This is a genomic window from Micromonospora sp. BL1 (genome assembly GCF_003667485.1).
In the GTDB taxonomy this organism is placed as follows: Bacteria; Actinomycetota; Actinomycetes; order Mycobacteriales; family Micromonosporaceae; genus Micromonospora; species Micromonospora tulbaghiae.
This window is the reverse complement of the sequence record NZ_RCVK01000264.1, coordinates 1-18,051: the sequence shown is the minus strand read 5'-3', so window position 1 is coordinate 18,051 and position 18,051 is coordinate 1. Positions and strand designations below refer to the sequence as shown.

At 74.9% G+C, this 18,051-nt stretch carries 17 protein-coding genes; 11 read left to right on the top strand and 6 right to left on the bottom strand.

The window, feature by feature from the left end; translation table 11 throughout:
• The first annotated feature begins 5 nt into the window (after window positions 1-5).
• The 10 genes from nfi (at window position 6) to efeB (ending at window position 10,981) form a co-directional block, all read left to right on the top strand.
• On the top strand, window positions 6-725 hold the full coding sequence (gene nfi / locus EAD96_RS18610; RefSeq protein ID WP_121685198.1) for a deoxyribonuclease V: 720 nt from the start codon (window positions 6-8) through the stop codon (window positions 723-725).
• Window positions 726-830: 105 nt separating this feature from the next.
• Window positions 831-1,823, top strand: coding sequence for a hypothetical protein (locus EAD96_RS18605; protein ID WP_233585963.1), 993 nt, complete (start codon window positions 831-833; stop codon window positions 1,821-1,823).
• A gap of 199 nt (window positions 1,824-2,022) precedes the next feature.
• Window positions 2,023-2,229: a Trm112 family protein gene (locus tag EAD96_RS18600; protein ID WP_121685196.1), complete on the top strand. Its 207-nt coding sequence runs from the start codon at window positions 2,023-2,025 to the stop codon at window positions 2,227-2,229.
• Window positions 2,226-3,422: an SIS domain-containing protein gene (locus EAD96_RS18595; protein ID WP_121685195.1), complete on the top strand. Its 1,197-nt coding sequence runs from the start codon at window positions 2,226-2,228 to the stop codon at window positions 3,420-3,422. The genes EAD96_RS18600 and EAD96_RS18595 overlap by 4 nt, the downstream gene beginning before the upstream one ends.
• Before the next feature lie 28 nt (window positions 3,423-3,450).
• Window positions 3,451-4,473, top strand: coding sequence for a cation diffusion facilitator family transporter (locus EAD96_RS18590; protein WP_121685194.1), 1,023 nt, complete (start codon window positions 3,451-3,453; stop codon window positions 4,471-4,473).
• A gap of 3 nt (window positions 4,474-4,476) precedes the next feature.
• Window positions 4,477-5,637, top strand: coding sequence for a mannose-6-phosphate isomerase, class I (gene manA / locus EAD96_RS18585; protein ID WP_121685193.1), 1,161 nt, complete (start codon window positions 4,477-4,479; stop codon window positions 5,635-5,637).
• 288 nt (window positions 5,638-5,925) lie between these two features.
• On the top strand, window positions 5,926-7,425 hold the full coding sequence (ahcY, locus tag EAD96_RS18580; RefSeq protein ID WP_121685192.1) for an adenosylhomocysteinase: 1,500 nt from the start codon (window positions 5,926-5,928) through the stop codon (window positions 7,423-7,425).
• 177 nt (window positions 7,426-7,602) lie between these two features.
• Window positions 7,603-8,502 carry an iron uptake transporter permease EfeU gene (gene efeU, locus EAD96_RS18575; RefSeq protein ID WP_121685214.1) on the top strand — a complete coding sequence of 300 codons (900 nt, stop codon included), beginning with the start codon at window positions 7,603-7,605 and terminating at the stop codon, window positions 8,500-8,502.
• Between the two features lie 29 nt (window positions 8,503-8,531).
• Entirely contained in the window at window positions 8,532-9,662 is a 1,131-nt protein-coding gene (gene efeO, locus EAD96_RS18570; protein ID WP_121685191.1) for an iron uptake system protein EfeO, read from the top strand.
• Window positions 9,659-10,981: an iron uptake transporter deferrochelatase/peroxidase subunit gene (gene efeB, locus EAD96_RS18565; RefSeq protein ID WP_121685190.1), complete on the top strand. Its 1,323-nt coding sequence runs from the start codon at window positions 9,659-9,661 to the stop codon at window positions 10,979-10,981. Before efeO ends, efeB begins: the two co-directional genes overlap by 4 nt.
• Before the next feature lie 7 nt (window positions 10,982-10,988).
• Here the strand turns inward: efeB and EAD96_RS18560 are convergent, their stop codons facing one another.
• Complete coding sequence (locus tag EAD96_RS18560) at window positions 10,989-11,957, bottom strand: RDD family protein (RefSeq protein ID WP_233585961.1); 969 nt, start codon at window positions 11,955-11,957, stop codon at window positions 10,989-10,991.
• Window positions 11,958-11,998: 41 nt separating this feature from the next.
• Here EAD96_RS18560 and EAD96_RS18555 point away from each other — a divergent pair, with 41 nt between their 5' ends.
• Window positions 11,999-12,952, top strand: coding sequence for a stage II sporulation protein M (locus tag EAD96_RS18555; protein WP_120571515.1), 954 nt, complete (start codon window positions 11,999-12,001; stop codon window positions 12,950-12,952).
• Here the strand turns inward: EAD96_RS18555 and EAD96_RS18550 are convergent.
• From EAD96_RS18550 to EAD96_RS18530, 5 genes are read right to left on the bottom strand one after another with little or no spacing between them, the layout of a single operon-like run.
• Complete coding sequence (locus tag EAD96_RS18550; RefSeq protein ID WP_121685188.1) at window positions 12,930-14,240, bottom strand: DUF58 domain-containing protein; 1,311 nt, start codon at window positions 14,238-14,240, stop codon at window positions 12,930-12,932. The genes EAD96_RS18555 and EAD96_RS18550 overlap by 23 nt on opposite strands.
• Window positions 14,237-15,214 (bottom strand): MoxR family ATPase, encoded by a 978-nt coding sequence (locus EAD96_RS18545; RefSeq protein ID WP_013284206.1) that lies wholly within the window; start codon window positions 15,212-15,214, stop codon window positions 14,237-14,239. The genes EAD96_RS18550 and EAD96_RS18545 overlap by 4 nt, the downstream gene beginning before the upstream one ends.
• On the bottom strand, window positions 15,211-16,515 hold the full coding sequence (locus EAD96_RS18540) for a DUF4350 domain-containing protein (RefSeq protein ID WP_121685187.1): 1,305 nt from the start codon (window positions 16,513-16,515) through the stop codon (window positions 15,211-15,213). Before EAD96_RS18540 ends, EAD96_RS18545 begins: the two co-directional genes overlap by 4 nt.
• Window positions 16,512-17,111: a DUF4129 domain-containing protein gene (locus tag EAD96_RS18535; protein WP_121685186.1), complete on the bottom strand. Its 600-nt coding sequence runs from the start codon at window positions 17,109-17,111 to the stop codon at window positions 16,512-16,514. The genes EAD96_RS18540 and EAD96_RS18535 overlap by 4 nt, the downstream gene beginning before the upstream one ends.
• Complete coding sequence (locus EAD96_RS18530) at window positions 17,108-17,953, bottom strand: hypothetical protein (protein WP_121685185.1); 846 nt, start codon at window positions 17,951-17,953, stop codon at window positions 17,108-17,110. Before EAD96_RS18530 ends, EAD96_RS18535 begins: the two co-directional genes overlap by 4 nt.
• Between the last annotated feature and the right edge of the window lie 98 nt (window positions 17,954-18,051).

Sequence of the window (18,051 nt, the reverse complement as noted above, 5' to 3'; positions counted from 1 at the left end):
ACCTCATGCCCTCCATCGACGGTTCACCCGTGCCCTACGTGCCGCCCGCCGACGTGGCCGAGGCGAGACGCGTACAGGAGGAGTTGCGGTCCCGGGTGGACCTGACCGGGCCCGGTCCCGCCGCGCCCGGGACAGTGGCCGGGCTGGACGTGGCGTACGCGCCCGACGGTGACCTGCTCGCCGCCGCCGTCACGGTCCTGGACGCGGCCACCCTCGACGTGGTGGACGAGGCGGTGTGCGTGGGGCGGCCCGCCTTCCCCTACGTGCCGGGGCTGTTCGCGTTCCGGGAGATGCCGGCGTTGCTCGCCGCGCTGGACCGGCTCACCACCCGTCCGGAGCTGCTGGTCTGTGACGGGCACGGGCTGGCGCACCCGCGCCGGTTCGGGCTGGCCTGTCACCTGGGCCTGGTGACCGGGCTGCCGACGATCGGGGTGGGTAAGACGCCGCTCGTCGGGTCGTGGACGGGGCCCGGCCCCGAGCGTGGGGACAGCGCCGACCTGTGTGACGAGGGCGACGTGGTCGGGCGGGTGCTGCGGACTCGGGACGGTGTGCGGCCGGTCTTCGTGAGCGTCGGGCACCGGATGGGGTTGGACAACGCGGTGGACCGGGTACTGGCACTGACGCCCCGGTACCGGCTGCCGGAGACCACCCGTACGGCCGACCGGCTGTGCCGGCGGGCGCTCGCCGAGGCAGGCGCATCGGGCGGTGACCTGGGCGGGCGGTGATCGCGTGGCGCGGCACACATGTGGCGTGCTCGATGCGCGGGTGCCCGGAGGGGCCGGTAGTAACCTGACCGGCGGATCCGGTCCGGACGCAACGGTGAGGTGGAGATGTCGGCAGGGCGGCACGCGGCGCGATGGGCCATGGTCGGCGCGCTGCTGGGTGGCCTGATCGCCGTCCCGGCGTCACCGGCGTCGGCCCGCGACGACCGGGTGGGACTGCGCTCGGCGAAGAGCTTCACCGCCGGTGGCCCGCCGGGCACGGTGGTGGTCGAGGTGCGTAAGCGCACCGACGGCTGCGTGCAGCTGCGTACCGCGGTCGGGCTCCGGTTGGAGGGCCTGCGGGCGGACCAGGTCCGGGTGCAGGTGGCGTCCGGGGGCCGATGGGTGCCGGTGCAGGTCTCCGGGGACGGCGCCGTCGCCACCGCTGCGGTCGCGCCGGTCGACCGGCCGTTGTGCAAGGGCAAGGGCGTCACCGTCCGCTACCGGTTGTCCTTCCTGGCCGGGGCCGTCGGCGGGCGGCTGGAACTGGCCGCCGAGGCGAGCGCCGCGAACGGCGACGTGCTCGGCCGGGCCGGTGGCTCCGCCCGGCTGGTCGGTGCCCCGCGGACGCCGAGCCCCAGCCCGTCCCGCAAGCCCTCGCCGACGCCCAGCGCGAGCGAGACCACGGCGGCCGAGGTGACCGGCACGTCGCCGGTGGCCGCCGCCGTCGCCCCGGCCACCGCCGCGGCCGACGACTCGTCGTTCGGAGGTTCCATGATCATGTGGTTCGGTATCGGGCTGGTGCTCGTCGGCGCCGCCCTCATCGTCCTGCTGCTGCGCCGCAACCGCGCCGACCGGACCGGCGGCGGGAGCTCCGCCGATCTCCCGCCGGTCCCGCTGCCGCGCAGCACCACCACCTACCGCTCCGGCACGCCCGGACCGGCCCCCACGGTGTACGGGGGTGCGACGCCGCCCCGCCCGGCCGGCAACGTGTACGGCGCGCCCGCGGCCGCCCCGGCACCATCGGCACCGGCGAGCGCGGACGCGACCAGCGTCCTGCCTCCGCCCCAGCCCTCGGCGGGCGGGGACGCGACGAGCGTTCTGCCCCGCTTGCCGGACTGATCCGGAACCCGACCGGCTCCCGGGGTTACCGTGACGGTGGGTGGTTGCGTCGTGACCCGATAGCCGCCACCTGCCCGACCGGAGGACGGAACACCGGGGCCGAACGGGGCCCGGTGCCGGGGCCGCTCGGCCGATAAGATCGCGTGCGCCGACCGGCACCGCCGACCGGTGAGACCGCATACGTGGAAGGAGCCGCGCCGTGGCCCTGGACCCGCAGTTGCTCGACATCCTCGCCTGCCCGGACACGCACCACGCCCCGCTCGACTACGACGCGCAGGCGCAGACGCTCACCTGCACCGAGTGCGGTCGCATCTTCGAGGTCCGGGACGACGTCCCGGTGCTCCTGCTGGACGAGGCGCGCGGTGGACCCGACGCCGACGAGGCGCGGGGCGGGTCGTCCCGGTGATGGAGGGTACGGCCGGGGTCAGCGGCCACCGGCACGCGGACGAGGCCCTGCTGGACGACGCGGCGCAGCTCTCCGAGCGGGATCCGGGCGGCATGCTCCGGCACACCGCGTCGGCGGGCGCCCAGGTGCGCGAGTCGGCGGCGCTGGCCGCCGAGGCGAACCTGTCCGTGCTCGCCGACGACGGACGGCCCCGCGCGGTGGTCATCGCCGGCATCGGCACCGCCGGGCGTACCGGCGACGTGCTGGCCACCGTCGCCGGGCCGCGCTGCCCGGTGCCGGTCATCCCGCACCGCAGCGCCGGCGTGCCCGGCTGGGTGGGCGCGGCGGACGTGGTCATCGCGGTGAGCGCGTCCGGTCGCAGCCCGGAGGCGCTGGGCGCGGCCGAGGCGGCGCACCGGCGCGGTGCCCGGCTGGTCGCGGTCGGCGCGCCCGACTCGCAGCTCCAGTCGGTGGCGGAGCGGGCCCGTGCGCCGTTCATCCCGGTGCCCCGGCGCGCGCCGGCCCGGGCCAGCCTCTGGGCGCTCACCGTGCCGGTTCTGCTGGCCGCCCGTACCCTCGGGCTCGTGAAGGTCAACGAGGCGGATCTGGCCGAGACGGCGGCCCGGCTGGACGCCGACGCCGATCGATGCCGGCCGACCGCCGAGTCCTTCGTCAACCCGGCGAAGTCGCTGGCACTCGGGCTGTCCGGTTCGATCCCGATCGTGTGGGGTTCGTCCCCGCTGGCCACCGTGGCCGCCCGGCGGTTCGGTGACACGCTGTCCGCCAACGCCCGCTACCCGGTGGTCGCCGGTGCGCTGGGCGAGGCGGGCCGGGGCCGCGTCGGCCTGCTCGACGGGGTGTTCGGCGGCCTGGCCGAGGGCGAGCGGGACATCTTCGCCGACCCGGGCGTCGACGAGTCCGACGGCACCCGGCTGCGGCTGGTGCTGCTGCGCGACGGCGGGCTCAACGCCGACGACGACACCGACGAGCCGCTGGCGGTCGAGGAGCGCCGCGCGGACGCGGTGCAGACGCTCGCCGAGCGGCGCGGGGTGCGCTGCGACGTGGTGACCGCTGAGGGCGGTTCCGCACTGGAGCGGCTCGCGTCGCTGGTCGCGGTCCCCGACTTCGCCTCGATCTACCTCGCCCTGGCACACGGGCTGGACCCGATGGCGGTACCGGCCATCACGGAGATGAAGGAGCTGGCGAACCAGTGACCACACGGGGCATCGAGCGAGGCGGGGAATGAGCGCAAACGGGGGCACGAAGGCGATCGTCGCCGCCCTGGCGGCGAACCTCGGGATCGCCGTCACCAAGTTCATCGCGTTCGCCCTGACCGGCTCGTCGTCGATGCTTGCCGAGTCGATCCACTCGGTTGCCGACTCGGGCAACCAGGGCCTGCTGCTGCTCGGCGGCCGGCGGGCCAAGCGGCGGGCCACGCCGCAGCACCCGTTCGGGTACGGCCGGGAGCGCTACATCTACGCGTTCATCGTGGCGATCGTGCTGTTCAGCCTCGGTGGCCTGTTCGCGCTCTACGAGGCGTACCACAAGGCGTCGGACCCGCACCCGATCGACAGTTGGCAGTGGGTGCCGGTGGCGGTGCTGGTCGCGGCGATCGTGATGGAGAGCTTCTCCTTCCGTACCGCGATCAAGGAGTCCAACCTGGTCCGGGGCAACCAGACCTGGGTCCGGTTCATCCGCCGGGCCAAGGCGCCGGAGCTGCCGGTGGTGCTGCTGGAGGACTTCGGCGCCCTGGTCGGTCTGGTCTTCGCGTTGTTCGGCGTCGGCATGACGCTGATCACCGGCAACGGCATGTGGGACGCGGCGGGCACCGCGATGATCGGCGTCCTGCTCGTGGTCATCGCGGTCACGCTGGCGATCGAGACCAAGAGCCTGCTGCTCGGCGAGGGTGCCGAGGAGGGCGAGCTGACGAAGATCGAGCAGGCCGTGACGAACGGTCCCGAGGTCGAGCGGATCATCCACATGAAGACGCTCTACCTCGGCCCGGAGGAGCTGATGGTGGCCGCGAAGATCGCCGTGCCGGCCTGGGAGACCGCCCAGGACCTGGCGCGCGACATCAACGCGGTCGAGGCGCGGATCCGCCGCGAGGTGCCGACCGCCCGGGTGATCTACCTGGAGCCGGACATCTACTCGCCGGAAGCCGAGCGGGCCGGCACCGGGCAGGCGGCGGACACCGCCGTCCCGGAGGCCGTGACCAGTGGTGGGACGCACGCGGCCGACGAGGTGGCCGGGCGGCCCGGGAGCTGACCGATGGAGTTGTTGCAGGGCCGGATCCGTGACTACGCCTGGGGTTCGCGCACCGCGATCGCCGAGTTGCAGGGGCGGCCGGTGCCGAGCAACGGGCCGGAGGCGGAGCTGTGGCTGGGCGCCCACCCGGGCGCTCCGGCCACCGTGCAGCGGGACGGCCGGCCGGTCAGTCTCACCGAACTGCTGGTGGCCGAGCCGGGCCACTGGCTGGGTGAGCGGCTGGTCGGCCGGTTCGGCACCCGGCTGCCGTTCCTGCTGAAGGTGCTCGCCGCCGACGCGCCGCTGAGCCTCCAGGCCCATCCGGACGCCGAGCAGGCCCGCGCCGGGCACGCCGCCGACGTGGGGCGGGTCAACTACGTCGACCCGTACCACAAGCCGGAGTTGCTGGTGGCGCTCTCGGACTTCGACGCGCTGTGCGGCTTCCGCGATCCGGGGGAGTCGGCGGCGGCGATCGCCGCGTTCGGCGTACCCGCGTTGGAGCCCGTGGTGGCAGCGTTGCGCGACGGGCCGGCGGGGCTGCGGGAGGCGGTACGTCTGCTGTTGAGCTGGCCCCAGGCGGAGCGCGCCGGGCTGGTGGCGGCCGTGCTGGCGGCGGCGGAGGCCGGGCCGGCCTCGGCGGACGCCGAGCTGGTCCGCACGCTGGCGTCGGGCTATCCGGCCGACCCGGGCGTGGTGGTGGCGTTGCTGCTGCACCACGTCCGGCTGGCGCCCGGCGAGGGCATCTGGATGCCGGCCGGGAACCTGCACGCCTACCTGCGCGGCACCGGCGTCGAGATCATGGCGGCCAGTGACAACGTGCTGCGCGGTGGGCTGACCCCGAAGCGGGTCGACGTGGCCGAGCTGCTGCGGGTGCTCCGGTTCGAGGTGCTGACCCAGCCGGTGCTGCGGCCCGAGCAGGTGGAGCCGGGGGTGCAGACCTGGCCGGTGCCGGTGGAGGACTTCGCGCTGCACCGGGTCGAGGTGGCCGCCGGGTCGCCGGGGGTGCGGCTGACGCTGCCCGGGCCGCGGGTAGTGCTCTGCCGGGCCGGGAAGCTGACCGTGGACGACGGCGTGGGTGTGGTCACGCTGGACGCGGGTCAGGCCGCGGTCGGCACGGCGGCCGGTGGCCCGCTCACGGTGGGCGGCGCGGGCGAGGGGTTCGTCGCCACTTGCGGCATGCACTGATCCGCACAAGTCCGACTTTCCCGAAATAGCTTGACGGTCACGCTGCGTGGTGTGACTCTATGGGTACGCAGCGTTGTCGCGACGAAGGTCCGGTGACGTGCGGGGGAACCAAACCGGGGGGATGCGCGGGGCGGCCGGGCCGTGAGTGGAAAGTCCGCTCACGACCGACCGCCCCGTGCGCTGTCCGCCGACCGGCCGATTGCGCGGTCGGCCAACCGGGCACGGGCCGAGTGGCCCGCGAGCGTAAGGTGGAAGGCTGCGCACCACCATCGTTCGACAGGAGCTTCCATGACCAGCACCCTCCCGGCGGCCTCCAGCGGCGCGTCGTCGCAGGCCCGGCCGAGCACCCTCGCCGAGGGCGACTACAAGGTGGCGGATCTGTCGCTCGCCGCGTTCGGGCGCAAGGAGATCCGGCTCGCCGAGCACGAGATGCCCGGCCTGATGGCGATCCGGCGTGAGTTCGCCGAGGCCCAGCCGCTGGCCGGCGCCCGCATCACCGGTTCGCTGCACATGACCGTTCAGACCGCCGTCCTGATCGAGACCCTGGTCGCGCTCGGCGCGCAGGTCCGCTGGGCGTCCTGCAACATCTTCTCCACCCAGGACCACGCCGCCGCGGCGATGGTGGTCGGCCCCGAGGGCACCCCCGAGGCCCCGGCCGGCGTGCCGGTCTACGCCTGGAAGGGCGAGACGCTGCCGGAGTACTGGTGGTGCACCGAGCAGGTGCTCAACTGGCCGGACGGCCAGGGCCCGAACATGATCCTCGACGACGGTGGCGACGCCACCCTGCTCGTCCACAAGGGCGCCGAGTTCGAGAAGGCCGGCGTCGTGCCGCCGGTCGAGTCCGCCGACAGCGAGGAGTACGCGGTCATCCTCGAACTGCTGCACCGCTCGCTGGCCGAGGACGGCCAGCGCTGGACCCGGATCGCCGCCGGCATCAAGGGCGTGACCGAGGAGACCACCACCGGTGTGCACCGGCTCTACGAGATGCACCGCGCCGGCACGCTGCTCTTCCCGGCCATCAACGTCAACGACTCGGTGACCAAGAGCAAGTTCGACAACAAGTACGGCTGCCGCCACTCGCTCATCGACGGCATCAACCGCGCCACCGACGTGCTGATCGGCGGCAAGATGGCTGTCGTCATGGGCTACGGCGACGTGGGCAAGGGCTGCGCCGAGTCGCTGCGCGGCCAGGGCGCCCGGGTCGTGGTGACCGAGGTCGACCCGATCTGCGCGCTCCAGGCGGCGATGGACGGCTACCAGGTCGCCACGCTGGACGACGTGGTGGAGCAGGCCGACATCTTCATCACCGCGACCGGCTGCTTCGACGTCATCACCAACGAGCACATGGCCCGGATGAAGCACCAGGCCATCGTGGGCAACATCGGCCACTTCGACAACGAGATCGACATGGCCGGCCTGGCCAAGCGCAGCGACGTGACCCGGGAGAACATCAAGCCGCAGGTCGACGTGTGGCGCTTCGACGACGGCCACGCCATCATCGTGCTCTCCGAGGGCCGCCTGCTGAACCTGGGCAACGCGACCGGCCACCCGAGCTTCGTGATGTCGAACTCGTTCGCCAACCAGACGATCGCCCAGATCGAGCTGTTCACCAAGACCGAGGAATACCCGATCGGCGTCTACGTGCTGCCCAAGCACCTGGACGAGAAGGTCGCCCGGCTGCACCTGGACGCGCTCGGCGCGAAGCTGACCACGCTGACCAAGGAGCAGGCCGCCTACCTGGGCGTCTCCCCGGAGGGCCCGTTCAAGTCGGACCACTACCGCTACTGAGTTCCACGTTCGGAGAAGGGACCGGGTTCGGCCGCCGCGCGGCCGTCCCGGTCCTTTTTCGCGTACGGGGGAAGGCCGGCGGGTGTCGAACCGGGTGACGTTACCCGGATCAGCTTGACGTTTGCTGTGAACAGGAGCAAGGTATGCCTGCCCTAACTAAGCGACGACGGAGTGCTGATGTTCGCCACGTACCTGATCGGCCTGCGCGAGGGCCTGGAAGCGACGCTCGTGGTCAGCATCCTCGTCGCCTTCCTGGTCAAGTCGCAGCGCCGGGACCGGCTGCCGCAGGTGTGGGCCGGCGTCGGCCTGGCCGTGGCGCTCTCCGTCGGCTTCGGCTCCCTGATCCAGTACACGTCCACCTCGCTGCTGCGCACCTCCGAGTCGCGCGAGCTGTTCGAGGCGGTCACCTCGGTCGCCGCCGTGGTCTTCGTGACCTGGATGATCTTCTGGATGCGCCGGGCCGCCCGCACCATCGCCGGTGAGCTGCGCGGCAAGCTCACCGACGCGCTCGCGGTCGGTTCCCTGGCCGTGGCCGGCATGGCGTTCCTCGCCGTGATCCGCGAGGGCCTGGAGACCGCGCTGATCTTCTACGCCGCGGCCGAGAGCGCGGCCGGCGGCACCGGGCCCGGATCGCTGCTCGCCCTGGCCGGCGGCATCGCCACCGCCGTCGTGATCGGATTCCTGCTCTACCGCAGCGCGGTACGGATCAACCTGAGCCGGTTCTTCACCTGGACCGGCGCGCTGCTCATCCTGGTCGCCGCCGGCATCCTCAAGTACGGCGTGCACGACTTCCAGGAGGCCGGCGTGCTGCCCGGCCTGAACGACCTCGCATTCGACATCTCCACCACGCTCGACCCGGGCTCCTGGTACGGCGCGCTGCTCGCCGGCATGTTCAACGTCACCGCCGCGCCGACGGTGCTGGAGCTGGTCGCCTGGGTCGCGTACGCGGTGCCGGTGCTCGTCCTCTTCCTGCGCAAGCCGTCCCAGCCCGCGAAGTCCGCCGAGCCCGCTCACCCGACGCCGCCCGCCGAGCCGGTGCCGGCCGACGTCGCCGCCGTCCCGTCCCCCCGCTCCTGACCCGCCCGTTCCCGAGGAGACCCCGCACGATGCGTACCACTCGACTCGTCGCGCCCGCCGCCGCCGGGCTGCTCGCCGTCGCCGGACTGGCCGGCTGCGGGGGCGGTGACGACGCCGACGCCACGAACGGCGGGCCGATCGCCGTCAAGGCCACCGACACCGTCTGCGAGGTCGGCGACACCGAGATCGACGCCGGTCAGGTGACCTTCAAGGTGACGAACACCGGTTCCAAGGTCAACGAGTTCTACGTCTACGCGGCCGGTGACCGGGTGATGGGCGAGGTGGAGAACATCGCCCCCGGCCTCAGCCGCGAGCTGCGGGTCGAGCTGACCGCCGGCACGTACGAGACGGCCTGCAAGCCGGGGATGAGCGGCCGGGGCATCCGGGGCGCGCTGAAGGTCTCCGGCACCGCGGCGACTGTCGCCCCGGACGCCGCGCTGACCCAGGCCACCGAGAGCTACCAGCGGTACGTGCGCAGCCAGACCGCCGCGCTGCTGACGAAGACCGAGGAGTTCGTGGCGGCGGTCAAGGCGAACGACGTGGCGAAGGCCAAGGCGCTGTACCCGGTGGCCCGCACCTACTGGGAGCGGATCGAGCCGGTCGCGGAGAGCTTCGGCGACCTCGACCCGAAGATCGACGGCCGCGAGGAGGTGGTCGAGGAGGGCATGGAGTTCACCGGCTTCCACCGGATCGAGAAGGACCTCTGGACCACCGGGGACGTGAGCTCCGACGGCGCGATCGCCGACCGGCTCCTGGTCGACGTGAAGGCGATCGTCGCCAAGGCGGACGCCGAGAAGCTCACCCCGCTCCAGCTCGCCAACGGTGCCAAGGCGCTGCTCGACGAGGTCGCCAGCGGCAAGATCACCGGCGAGGAGGAGCGCTACTCGCACACCGACCTGTGGGACTTCAACGCCAACCTGGAGGGCTCGAAGGCGGCGATCGCCGCGCTGCGCCCGGCGCTGGAGCAGCGCGCACCCGACCTGGTCAAGCAGCTCGACAGCGAGTTCGCGAACGTGGAGACCATCCTCGGCAGGCACCGGGCCGGCGACGGCTGGAAGCTGCACACCCAGCTCGGCAAGGCCGAGCTGAAGGAGCTGTCGGACGCGGTCAACGCGCTGGCCGAGCCGGTCAGCAAGGTCGCGGCGGCCGTCGCGCGATGACCGGCCCGGCCGGAGGCGACGCGACGAGCGAGCCGAACAACCGGCGGACCTGCCGCGGCCTGTCCCGACGCCGCGCGATGACCCTGGCCGGCGTCGGCGTGGCAGGCGTCGCCGGGGTGGCGGGCGGCGCGGGCGCCCTGCTCGCCGGCGGGAACGAGGCCTCCGCCACCGGATCGGCGGCCGGTTCCGTGCCGTTCCTCGGCGAGCACCAGGCCGGCATCACCACCCCCGCCCAGGACCGGCTGCACTTCGTCGCGTTCGACGTGGTCACCAAGGACCGGGACCGGCTGGTCGCGATGCTCCAGGAGTGGACCGCCGCCGCGGCCCGGATGACCGCCGGTAAGGACGCCGGGGTCATCGGCGCGGTCGGCGGCATGCCGGAGGCCCCGCCGGACGACACCGGCGAGGCGCTCGGACTGCCCCCGTCGCAGCTCACCCTCACCGTCGGATTCGGTCCGTCGCTGTTCCGCGACGCGCAGGGCCGCGACCGCTTCGGCATCGCCGCCCGGCGTCCGGCCGCCCTCGCCGACCTGCCGCACTTCGCCGGGGACGCGCTGCGGCCGGAGCTGTCCGGCGGCGACCTCTGCGTCCAGGCCTGCGCCAACGATCCGCAGGTGGCCGTGCACGCCATCCGCAACCTGGCCCGGATCGGCATGGGCGTGGTGAGCGTCCGCTGGTCGCAGCTCGGCTTCGGGCGTACCTCGTCGACGTCGCGGGACCAGGCCACACCGCGCAACCTGTTCGGCTTCAAGGACGGCACCGCCAACCTCAAGGCCGAGGACGCCGGCCTGCTCCGCGACCAGCTCTGGGTGCAGTCCGGCGACGGTCCGGACTGGATGACCGGCGGCTCCTACCTGGTCACCCGGAAGATCCGGATGCTGATCGAGACGTGGGACCGCAGCCCGCTGGCCGAGCAGGAGACGATCGTCGGCCGGACCAAGGGCAGCGGCGCGCCGCTGGGCCGCCGCGACGAGTTCGACGAGCCGGACTTCGCCGCGAAGGGCGACGACGGCGAGCCGCTCATCGCCGACACCGCGCACGTACGGCTGGCCCACCCGGACCAGAACGACGGCGCCCGCCTGCTGCGCCGCGGCTACAACTTCGTGGACGGCTCGGACGGGCTGGGCCGGCTCGACGCCGGTCTGTTCTTCATCGCCTACCAGCGGGATCCGCGCCGGCAGTTCGTGCCGATCCAGACCCGGCTGGCCCGCAACGACGCGATGAACGAGTACCTGCGGCACGTCTCCAGCGGCCTGTTCGCCTGCCCGCCCGGCGTACGCGACGCCGCCGACTGGTGGGGGCGGGCGCTGTTCGCCTGAGCCCGGCTCAGCGGCGTACCGGATCGGGGCCCGCGTCCGGGACGGCGGACCGCAACCGGCCGTCGACCGGCGCGGCGGGACGCAGGGCGGCCGGCGCGACGGCGTGCGGCACCGTGGCCGGGGCCGGGACCAGCTCCGGCCAGAGCGCGGCGGTGACCGTCCGGGTCCGGCCCAGCCGGAGCGCGGCGCGGCGCCCCCGCTCGGCCAGCACGGCCGACAGGTAGACCGAGTCCGGCGCGGCCCACGGCGGAGGCGGCGAGGTGACCGCAGCGACCTCCGCCCACAGCGCCCGGCCCAGCCGGAAACGGTCCGGCTCGGCGAGCTGGGGCAGCCGGTCCAGGTACTGCCGGGCGGCCAGCGCCAGCCCGTCGCCCAACCGGGTCAGGTCGAGCGTGGTCGCCCAGGCCAGCAGCGGCGGCGGAGCCGGCGGCAGCGGCCGCCACAGCGCGGCGCCCCGGCTGTGCACCACGAGCGTGCCGGCGACCAGGTCGCCCAGCCGCCGGCCGCGCGGGTCGGTGAGCATCACCGTGACGCTCGCGACCCAGCTCAGCAGCGGCAGCACCAGACCGGGCCACTCCACCGCGACGCCGACGAGCGCCCGGGTCAGCGACTGGCCCACCCCCACCGGGCCGCCGTCGGCCCGCACCACGCGCAGCCCCACGGCCAGCTTGCCCACCGTCCGGCCACCGGCGAAGCGTTCCATCACCACCGGATAGCCGAGCAGGACCAGCACCAGCAGCAGGGTCTGGAGCGCGCCGGCCAGCGCGGTGTCGAGGACGTCGCCCAGCAGGGCGAGCGCGACCATCGCCAGCACCGCGCCGAGCACCAGGAACAGCGCGAGCTGGATCACGGCGTCGATCAGCAGGGCGAGCACCCGGGAGCCCAGCCGGGCCACCCGGACGTCCAGCTCCACCGCCTCGCCGCTGACCAGACCGGCGTCGGCCCAACGGGGCGGTGGGGGAGGTTGCGCACGCACCCCGACAGTGAACACCATGGACGCCGAACGGGGGAGGGTGAGTGGATCTCGACGCGTACGTGGCCGAGCACGGCGCCGAATGGCGGCGGCTGGAACACCTGACCGGCCGGCGTCGCCTCGACGCGGCCGAGGTCGACGAACTGGTGGCGCTCTACCAACGCAGCGCCACGCACCTCTCCGCGCTGCGCGCCCGGGCGCCCGAGCCGGCGCTGGTGAACCGCCTGTCCCACCTGGTCCTCGCGGCTCGCGCCCGGGTCACCGGCCGTCCCCGGCCGTCCTGGGCGGCGGTGGGCCGGTTCCTGGCCGCCGACCTGCCCGCCGCCCTCTACCGGGCCTGGCCCTGGTGGTGCGGCGTGGCCACGGCGTTCAGCGCCCTGAGCGCCTTCCTCATCTGGTTCGTCGCGGGCAACCCGGACACCGCCGCCGCGTTCGTCGGCCCCGAGGCGGCGCGGCAGCTCGTGGACTCCGGTTTCGCCGGCTACTACACCGAGTTCGCCGCGCCCACGTTCGCGTTCCACCTGTGGACGCACAACGCCTGGCTGGCCGCCCAGTGCCTGGCCGCCGGCGTGCTCGTGATCCCGGTGCTCTGGCTGCTGTGGCAGAACGCGCTCAACATCGGCGTGGTCGGCGGCGTGATGATCTCCTACGGCCGGGCGGACGTCTTCTTCGGCATGATCACCCCGCACGGGCTGCTGGAGCTGACCGGCATCTTCGTCGCCGCCGGGGTCGGACTGCGGACCGCCTGGGCGTGGATCGCCCCGCCCGCGCACCTCGGGCGCGGCCGGGCGGTCGCCGAGGCGGGACGGCTCGCCGCCGTGGTCGCGGCCGGCCTGGTCGGCGTCTTCGCGGTCTCCGCGCTGATCGAGGCGTTCGTGACCCCGGCGCCGGTGCCGATCCCGCTGCGGGTGGCCGCCGGCGCCGCCGTGTGGCTGGCGTTCCTGGCGTACGCGCTGGTGCTCGGCCGGCGCGCGGTCAGAGCTGGCCGAGGGACTTGAGCCGCAGATAGGTGTCGGCGACGGCCGGGGCCAGCCGGTGCCCCGGCACGTCCACCACGGTCACCCCGTAGCGCGACAGGGCGGCGCGCACCCGGTCCCGTTCGGCCAGCGCCCGCCACGCCGACGCGGCCGCGTACGGGTCGTCCGGGCCGGCCGGGGTGGCGGTGGCGAGCCGGTTCAGCACCGGGTCACCGGCGGCGGCCAGCACCACCCGGTGCCGGGTCGCCAGCCGGGGCAGCACCGGCAGCAGCCCTTCGCCGATCGCGCCCGCCTCCAGCGCGGTGAACAGCACCACCAGGCTGCGCTGCCGCTCCCGGCGCAGCACCTCGGCGGCGATCAGCTCGAAGTCGGTCTCGGCCAGCGCGGGCTGCAACGGCGCCACCGCGTCGACCAGCCGGGCGAGCAGCGCCGGCCGGCCGCTGCCGGTCACCCGGGCCCGGATCTCGGTGTCCGCCGCCAGCAGGTCCACCCGGTCACCGGCCCGGGCGGCGAGCGCGGTGAGCAGCAGCGCCGCGTCGATGGCGGTGTCGAGCCGGGGCTCGTCGCCGAGGCGTACCGCCGACGTGCGGCCGGTGTCCAGGACGCAGACCAGGCGGCGGTCCCGCTCCGGGCGCCACGTGCGCACCAGCACGTCGGCCCGGCGGGCGCTACCCCGCCAGTCGATCGAGCGGACGTCGTCGCCCACCGCGTACTCGCGGAGCGTGTCGAACTCGGTGCCGTGACCGCGCCCCCGGGTGACCTGCACACCGTCGATGACCCGCAGCCGGGCCAGCTTCTCCGGCAGGTGCCGGCGCGAGTCGAAGCGCGGCAGCACCCGCAGCGTCCACTGCGGTGTGGCGGGTGCCCCGGCGCGCTGCCGGGCGCCCAGGCGCATCGGCCCGAGCGAGCGTACGGTCAGCGCCACCGCCGGCCGGTCGCCGCGCCGGGTCGGGGTGAGCCGGACCGGCAGCGTGGCGGTGCCACCGGGCGGCACGGTGAGCAGGTGATCCGGCGGCACGTCGGGGCGCGCCCCGGCCGAGGGCACCCAGGCGTCGCGTACCTGGGCGTACAGCGTGCGGTCGGTCGGGTTGGCCAGGTGCAGCGTGACGGTGGCGGTGCCGCCGAGGCGGACCGTCCGCTCGCCGGAGCGGGTCACCGTGAGCGCGTCCGGCGGGACCGCCATCGCCCGGTCGAGCAGCACCAGCAGCAGCACCGCCGCGGTCAGCACGGCGACGCCGAGGAACGGCGCCGGCCAGGCCGGCAGGGTCAGCGCGCCCACGCCGAGCAGCAGACCCGCCCGCCAGGTCATCGCGGCGTCGGCACGGTGGCCAGCACCGAGTCCAGCACGGCGTCGACCGTGACGCCCTCCAGCTCCGCCTCCGGACGCGGGCGCAGCCGGTGCCGCAGCGTGGGCCGGGCGACCGCCTTCACGTCGTCCGGGGTGACGTGGTCGCGGCCGGCCAGCCAGGACCACGCCTTCGCGGCGTTGAGCAGCGCGGTGGCGCCCCGCGGGGACGCGCCCAGCTCCAGCGCCGGGGCGGACCGGGTGCCCCGGCACAGGTCCACGATGTAGCCGAGCACCGGCTCGGCCACGTGCACCATCCGCACCTCGGCCCGGGCGGCGGCCAGGTCCGACGCGTCGGCCACCGGGCGTACGCCCGCGGCACGCAGGTCGCGCGGGTCGAAGCCGGCGTGGTGCGCGCGCAGCACACCCAGCTCCTCCTCCCGCTCCGGCAGCGGCACCGTCAGCTTGAGCAGGAAACGGTCGAGCTGCGCCTCGGGCAGCGGGTAGGTGCCCTCGTACTCGACCGGGTTCTGGGTGGCCGCGACGATGAACGGGTCGGGCAGCGGACGGCGCTCGCCCTCGACGGACACCTGCCGCTCCTCCATCACCTCCAGCAGCGCCGACTGCGTCTTGGGCGGGGTGCGGTTGATCTCGTCGGCGAGCAGCAGGTTGGTGAAGACCGGCCCCTCCCGGAACGTGAACGCGGCGGTGCGCTGGTCGAAGATCAGCGAGCCGGTGACGTCGCCGGGCATCAGGTCGGGGGTGAACTGCACCCGCTTGGCGTCCAGATCGAGCGCGGCGGCCAGCGTCCGCACCAGCAGCGTCTTGGCCACCCCCGGTACGCCCTCCAGCAGCACGTGCCCCCGGCAGAGCAACGCGATCACCAGGCCGGTGACCACGGCGTCCTGCCCGACGACGGCCTTGGCGACCTCGGCACGCAGCCGGTGCAGGGCGGCGCGGGCGCCGGACGGGGCGGTGGTCGTGACGGGTCCGGTCACCGGGGGTCTCCTTCGCTGGGATGCGGGGCCAGGGTACGGGTCAGGGCGTCCAGTTCGCGGGCCAGCTCCAGCAGCTCGCGGTCCTTCTCCGGGGCGGGGCCGTAGAGCAGGCCGGCCACCCGTTCCGGGTCGGCGCCGGCGCGCTCGGCGACCCGGGCGGCCACCTCGTCGTCGGGCGTGCCCGGGGGGAGGTTGAGCCGGGTCACCAGCCGGTCCAGCGCGGCGGCGCGCAGCGTCCCGGCGACGGTGTCCCGGGCGCCGGCCCGGCGGTAGAGCCGCGCCCGGCCGCGTACCGTCTCGGCGGACCGGACGGTCACCGGCAGCGGCTCCGACACCGGCGGCCCGAGCCGGCGGGCCCGCCACAGCACCACCAGCAGGCCGGCCAGGGCGAGCTGCACCAGGAGCGCCCAGAACCACTGCGGGAAGGCGCCCCAGAGCGGGTTCTCCCGCGGCGGGTCGGCGCGCTCGGGCGGGTCGGGCCGTTCCGAGCGGCCGCCGCCGCTCGAGGCGGGCTCCTCGGTGAACGGCTCCGGGGACCAGCTCGGACCGGTCGGGGCCGGCGCCGGCTCGGGCAGGTCGAGCCAGACCAGCGGGCGGTCGCCGCCGAGCAGGCCGGTGGCGAGGGCCTCGTTGCCCCATTCGCCGATCCGGTCGTTGCGGAACGGGTCGCTGGCACCGGCCAGCACCGTCTCGACCCGGCCGGGGACGCGCAGCAGCGCGCCGCCGTAGCAGTGGTCCACCTCGGCCGGCCCGGCGTACCGCTCGAGGTCGATCGCGGCCGCGCCGGCCCGGACCGCCTCGGGCAGCGGGCACGGCGTGCCGCCGGCGTCGGGCGGCACCGCCCGGGCGGCCCAGCGCCCGCCGGCCGGTTCGACCGGGGTGTCCAGCTCGGCGAGCACCCGCCGGGAGGGCTCGACGAGCACCAGCCGGCTGCCGGGCGGCAGGGCGGTCAGCCCGTCGAGCAGCTCCGGGTGCACCAGCCCCGGCGCGGGCACGAACAGCGTGCTCGGCTGCGCCCCGGCGGTACGCAGCGCCGCCGTCAGGTCCGTCTCCCGGCGTACCGCGACGCCCTGCGTCCGTAGCGCCTCGGCGAGCCGGCTGGCGCCGTCGTCGTCGGTGGCGACCGGGGACAGGAAACCGGGCTCGTCCGCGTCGGGCCGGTCGACGGCGCGCAGCACGAGCGTGGTCACGATCAGCAGCACGGCCAGCCCGAGCGGGACGAGCAGCCGGTACGTACGCCGACGCGGCGCGAGGGTGGTGGCCGCCGCCGTCGCGGTCTCCGGTACGGCTGTGGCGGTCACCGCGGCTCCTCCCCGGTCAGCTCGCGACTCAGGTCGGTGGCGAGTTCACGCATCCGCCGGTCGTGCGCGGCGGTCGCGGGGCGCTGGGCGTACCAGAGGTCGGAGAAGATCGCCCCGGCCGCGTGCAGCGTCGGCCCGACCTGCGGCCGGGTGCGGGCCGCCGCCTCGGTCAGCTCGACGACCGTGAGCCCGGGGCGGGGTTCCACCACCTGCCGGACGACCAGCAGCCGGACCATCTCGCGCAGCCGCTCCCGGACCGCCTCGGCGTACCGGCCCTCGGCCGCCAGCCGGTCGGCCGGCCCGAGCCCGCCGGCCGGCGCGGGTTCCGGGGTCCGGGGCGCGGGCAGGCGCACGGCCGGCGGTTCGGTGCGGGCCCGGCGGGCACGCCGCCGGAACCGGGTCAGGCGGAACCGGGGCAGCCGTGGGCGCCGCAGCCGGGGGAGACTGAACCGGGGCAGCCGGCGGGGCACCCAGGTCGGGAAGAAATACCAGCCCAGCGCCACCAGCAGCGCGACCGCCAGCAGGATCAGCGCGGCCAGCGGCAGCGGCACCACGTCACCGAGGGCCGCGACCGCCTCGGTCCACCACCGGCTCACCGGTGGGCCGCCAGCAGGACCGGATCGGGCACGCCGGCCGGCGCGCGGGAGAGCCGGATGTCCAGCCCCTCGGTGCGGATCCGGGTCTCCAGGTGCAGCACCGCGTCGAGGCAGGCGAGCGCCGGGTACGCCAGCGCGTTCACCGCGGTGAAGGCGGCGATCGTCACGGGCAGCGCCCAGGCCGAGACGTCGAACAGGCCCAGCATGTTCAGGCCCTGGTAGAGGCCCAGCCCGATGCCGAGCCGGATCAGCCACCAGCCCAGGTAGCCCAGCAGCCGGATCGCGGCGGCCCGCGCGCTGACCCGGCCGGCCAGGCGTACCGCCCGCCAGGGCGCCAGGTGCCCCGGCACCCCGTCCAGCACCAGCACCGGCACCACCAGGCCGAGTAGCGCGTACGCCAGGAACCAGCCCGGGCCGGTCAGCCCGGCGGCGGTGACGGTCAGCCCGACCAGGACGGCGGCCGGCAGTGCCACGCCGAGCCGGGCGCCGCGCAGCAGCTCCCACGGCGCCGGACGGCGCCCCAGCAGCGCCGCGCCGGCGCCGCGCGCGGCCGGGGCGCCGAGCAGCGCGACGATCGCGGCCTCGGTGCCGGCACCGGCCGCCAGCAGCAGCCAGTACGCGGGAAGGGAGTCGCCGAACTCCGCCGGCCACCAGTACGGCGGTTCGGTCCCGGCGAGCATCCGCAGCGGGTGGAGCACCGCCTGTTCGGCGAGGGCCAGCAGGAGGGCGAGCGGGACGAGCACCCGGGCCTGGTCGCGCAGCAGCAGCACGGCCGCGTCGAGCAGCTCGCCGACGGTCAGCGGACGGCGCGGCAGCACCGCGGTCGGGCCGGCGTCGGGCACGCGTACTCCTGGGCGGGGCGAGCGGAGGTGGCGGGCGGGGCGACGCCCGGGGGATCATCTGCCTCTTATACACATCTCCGAGCCCACGAGACTACGCT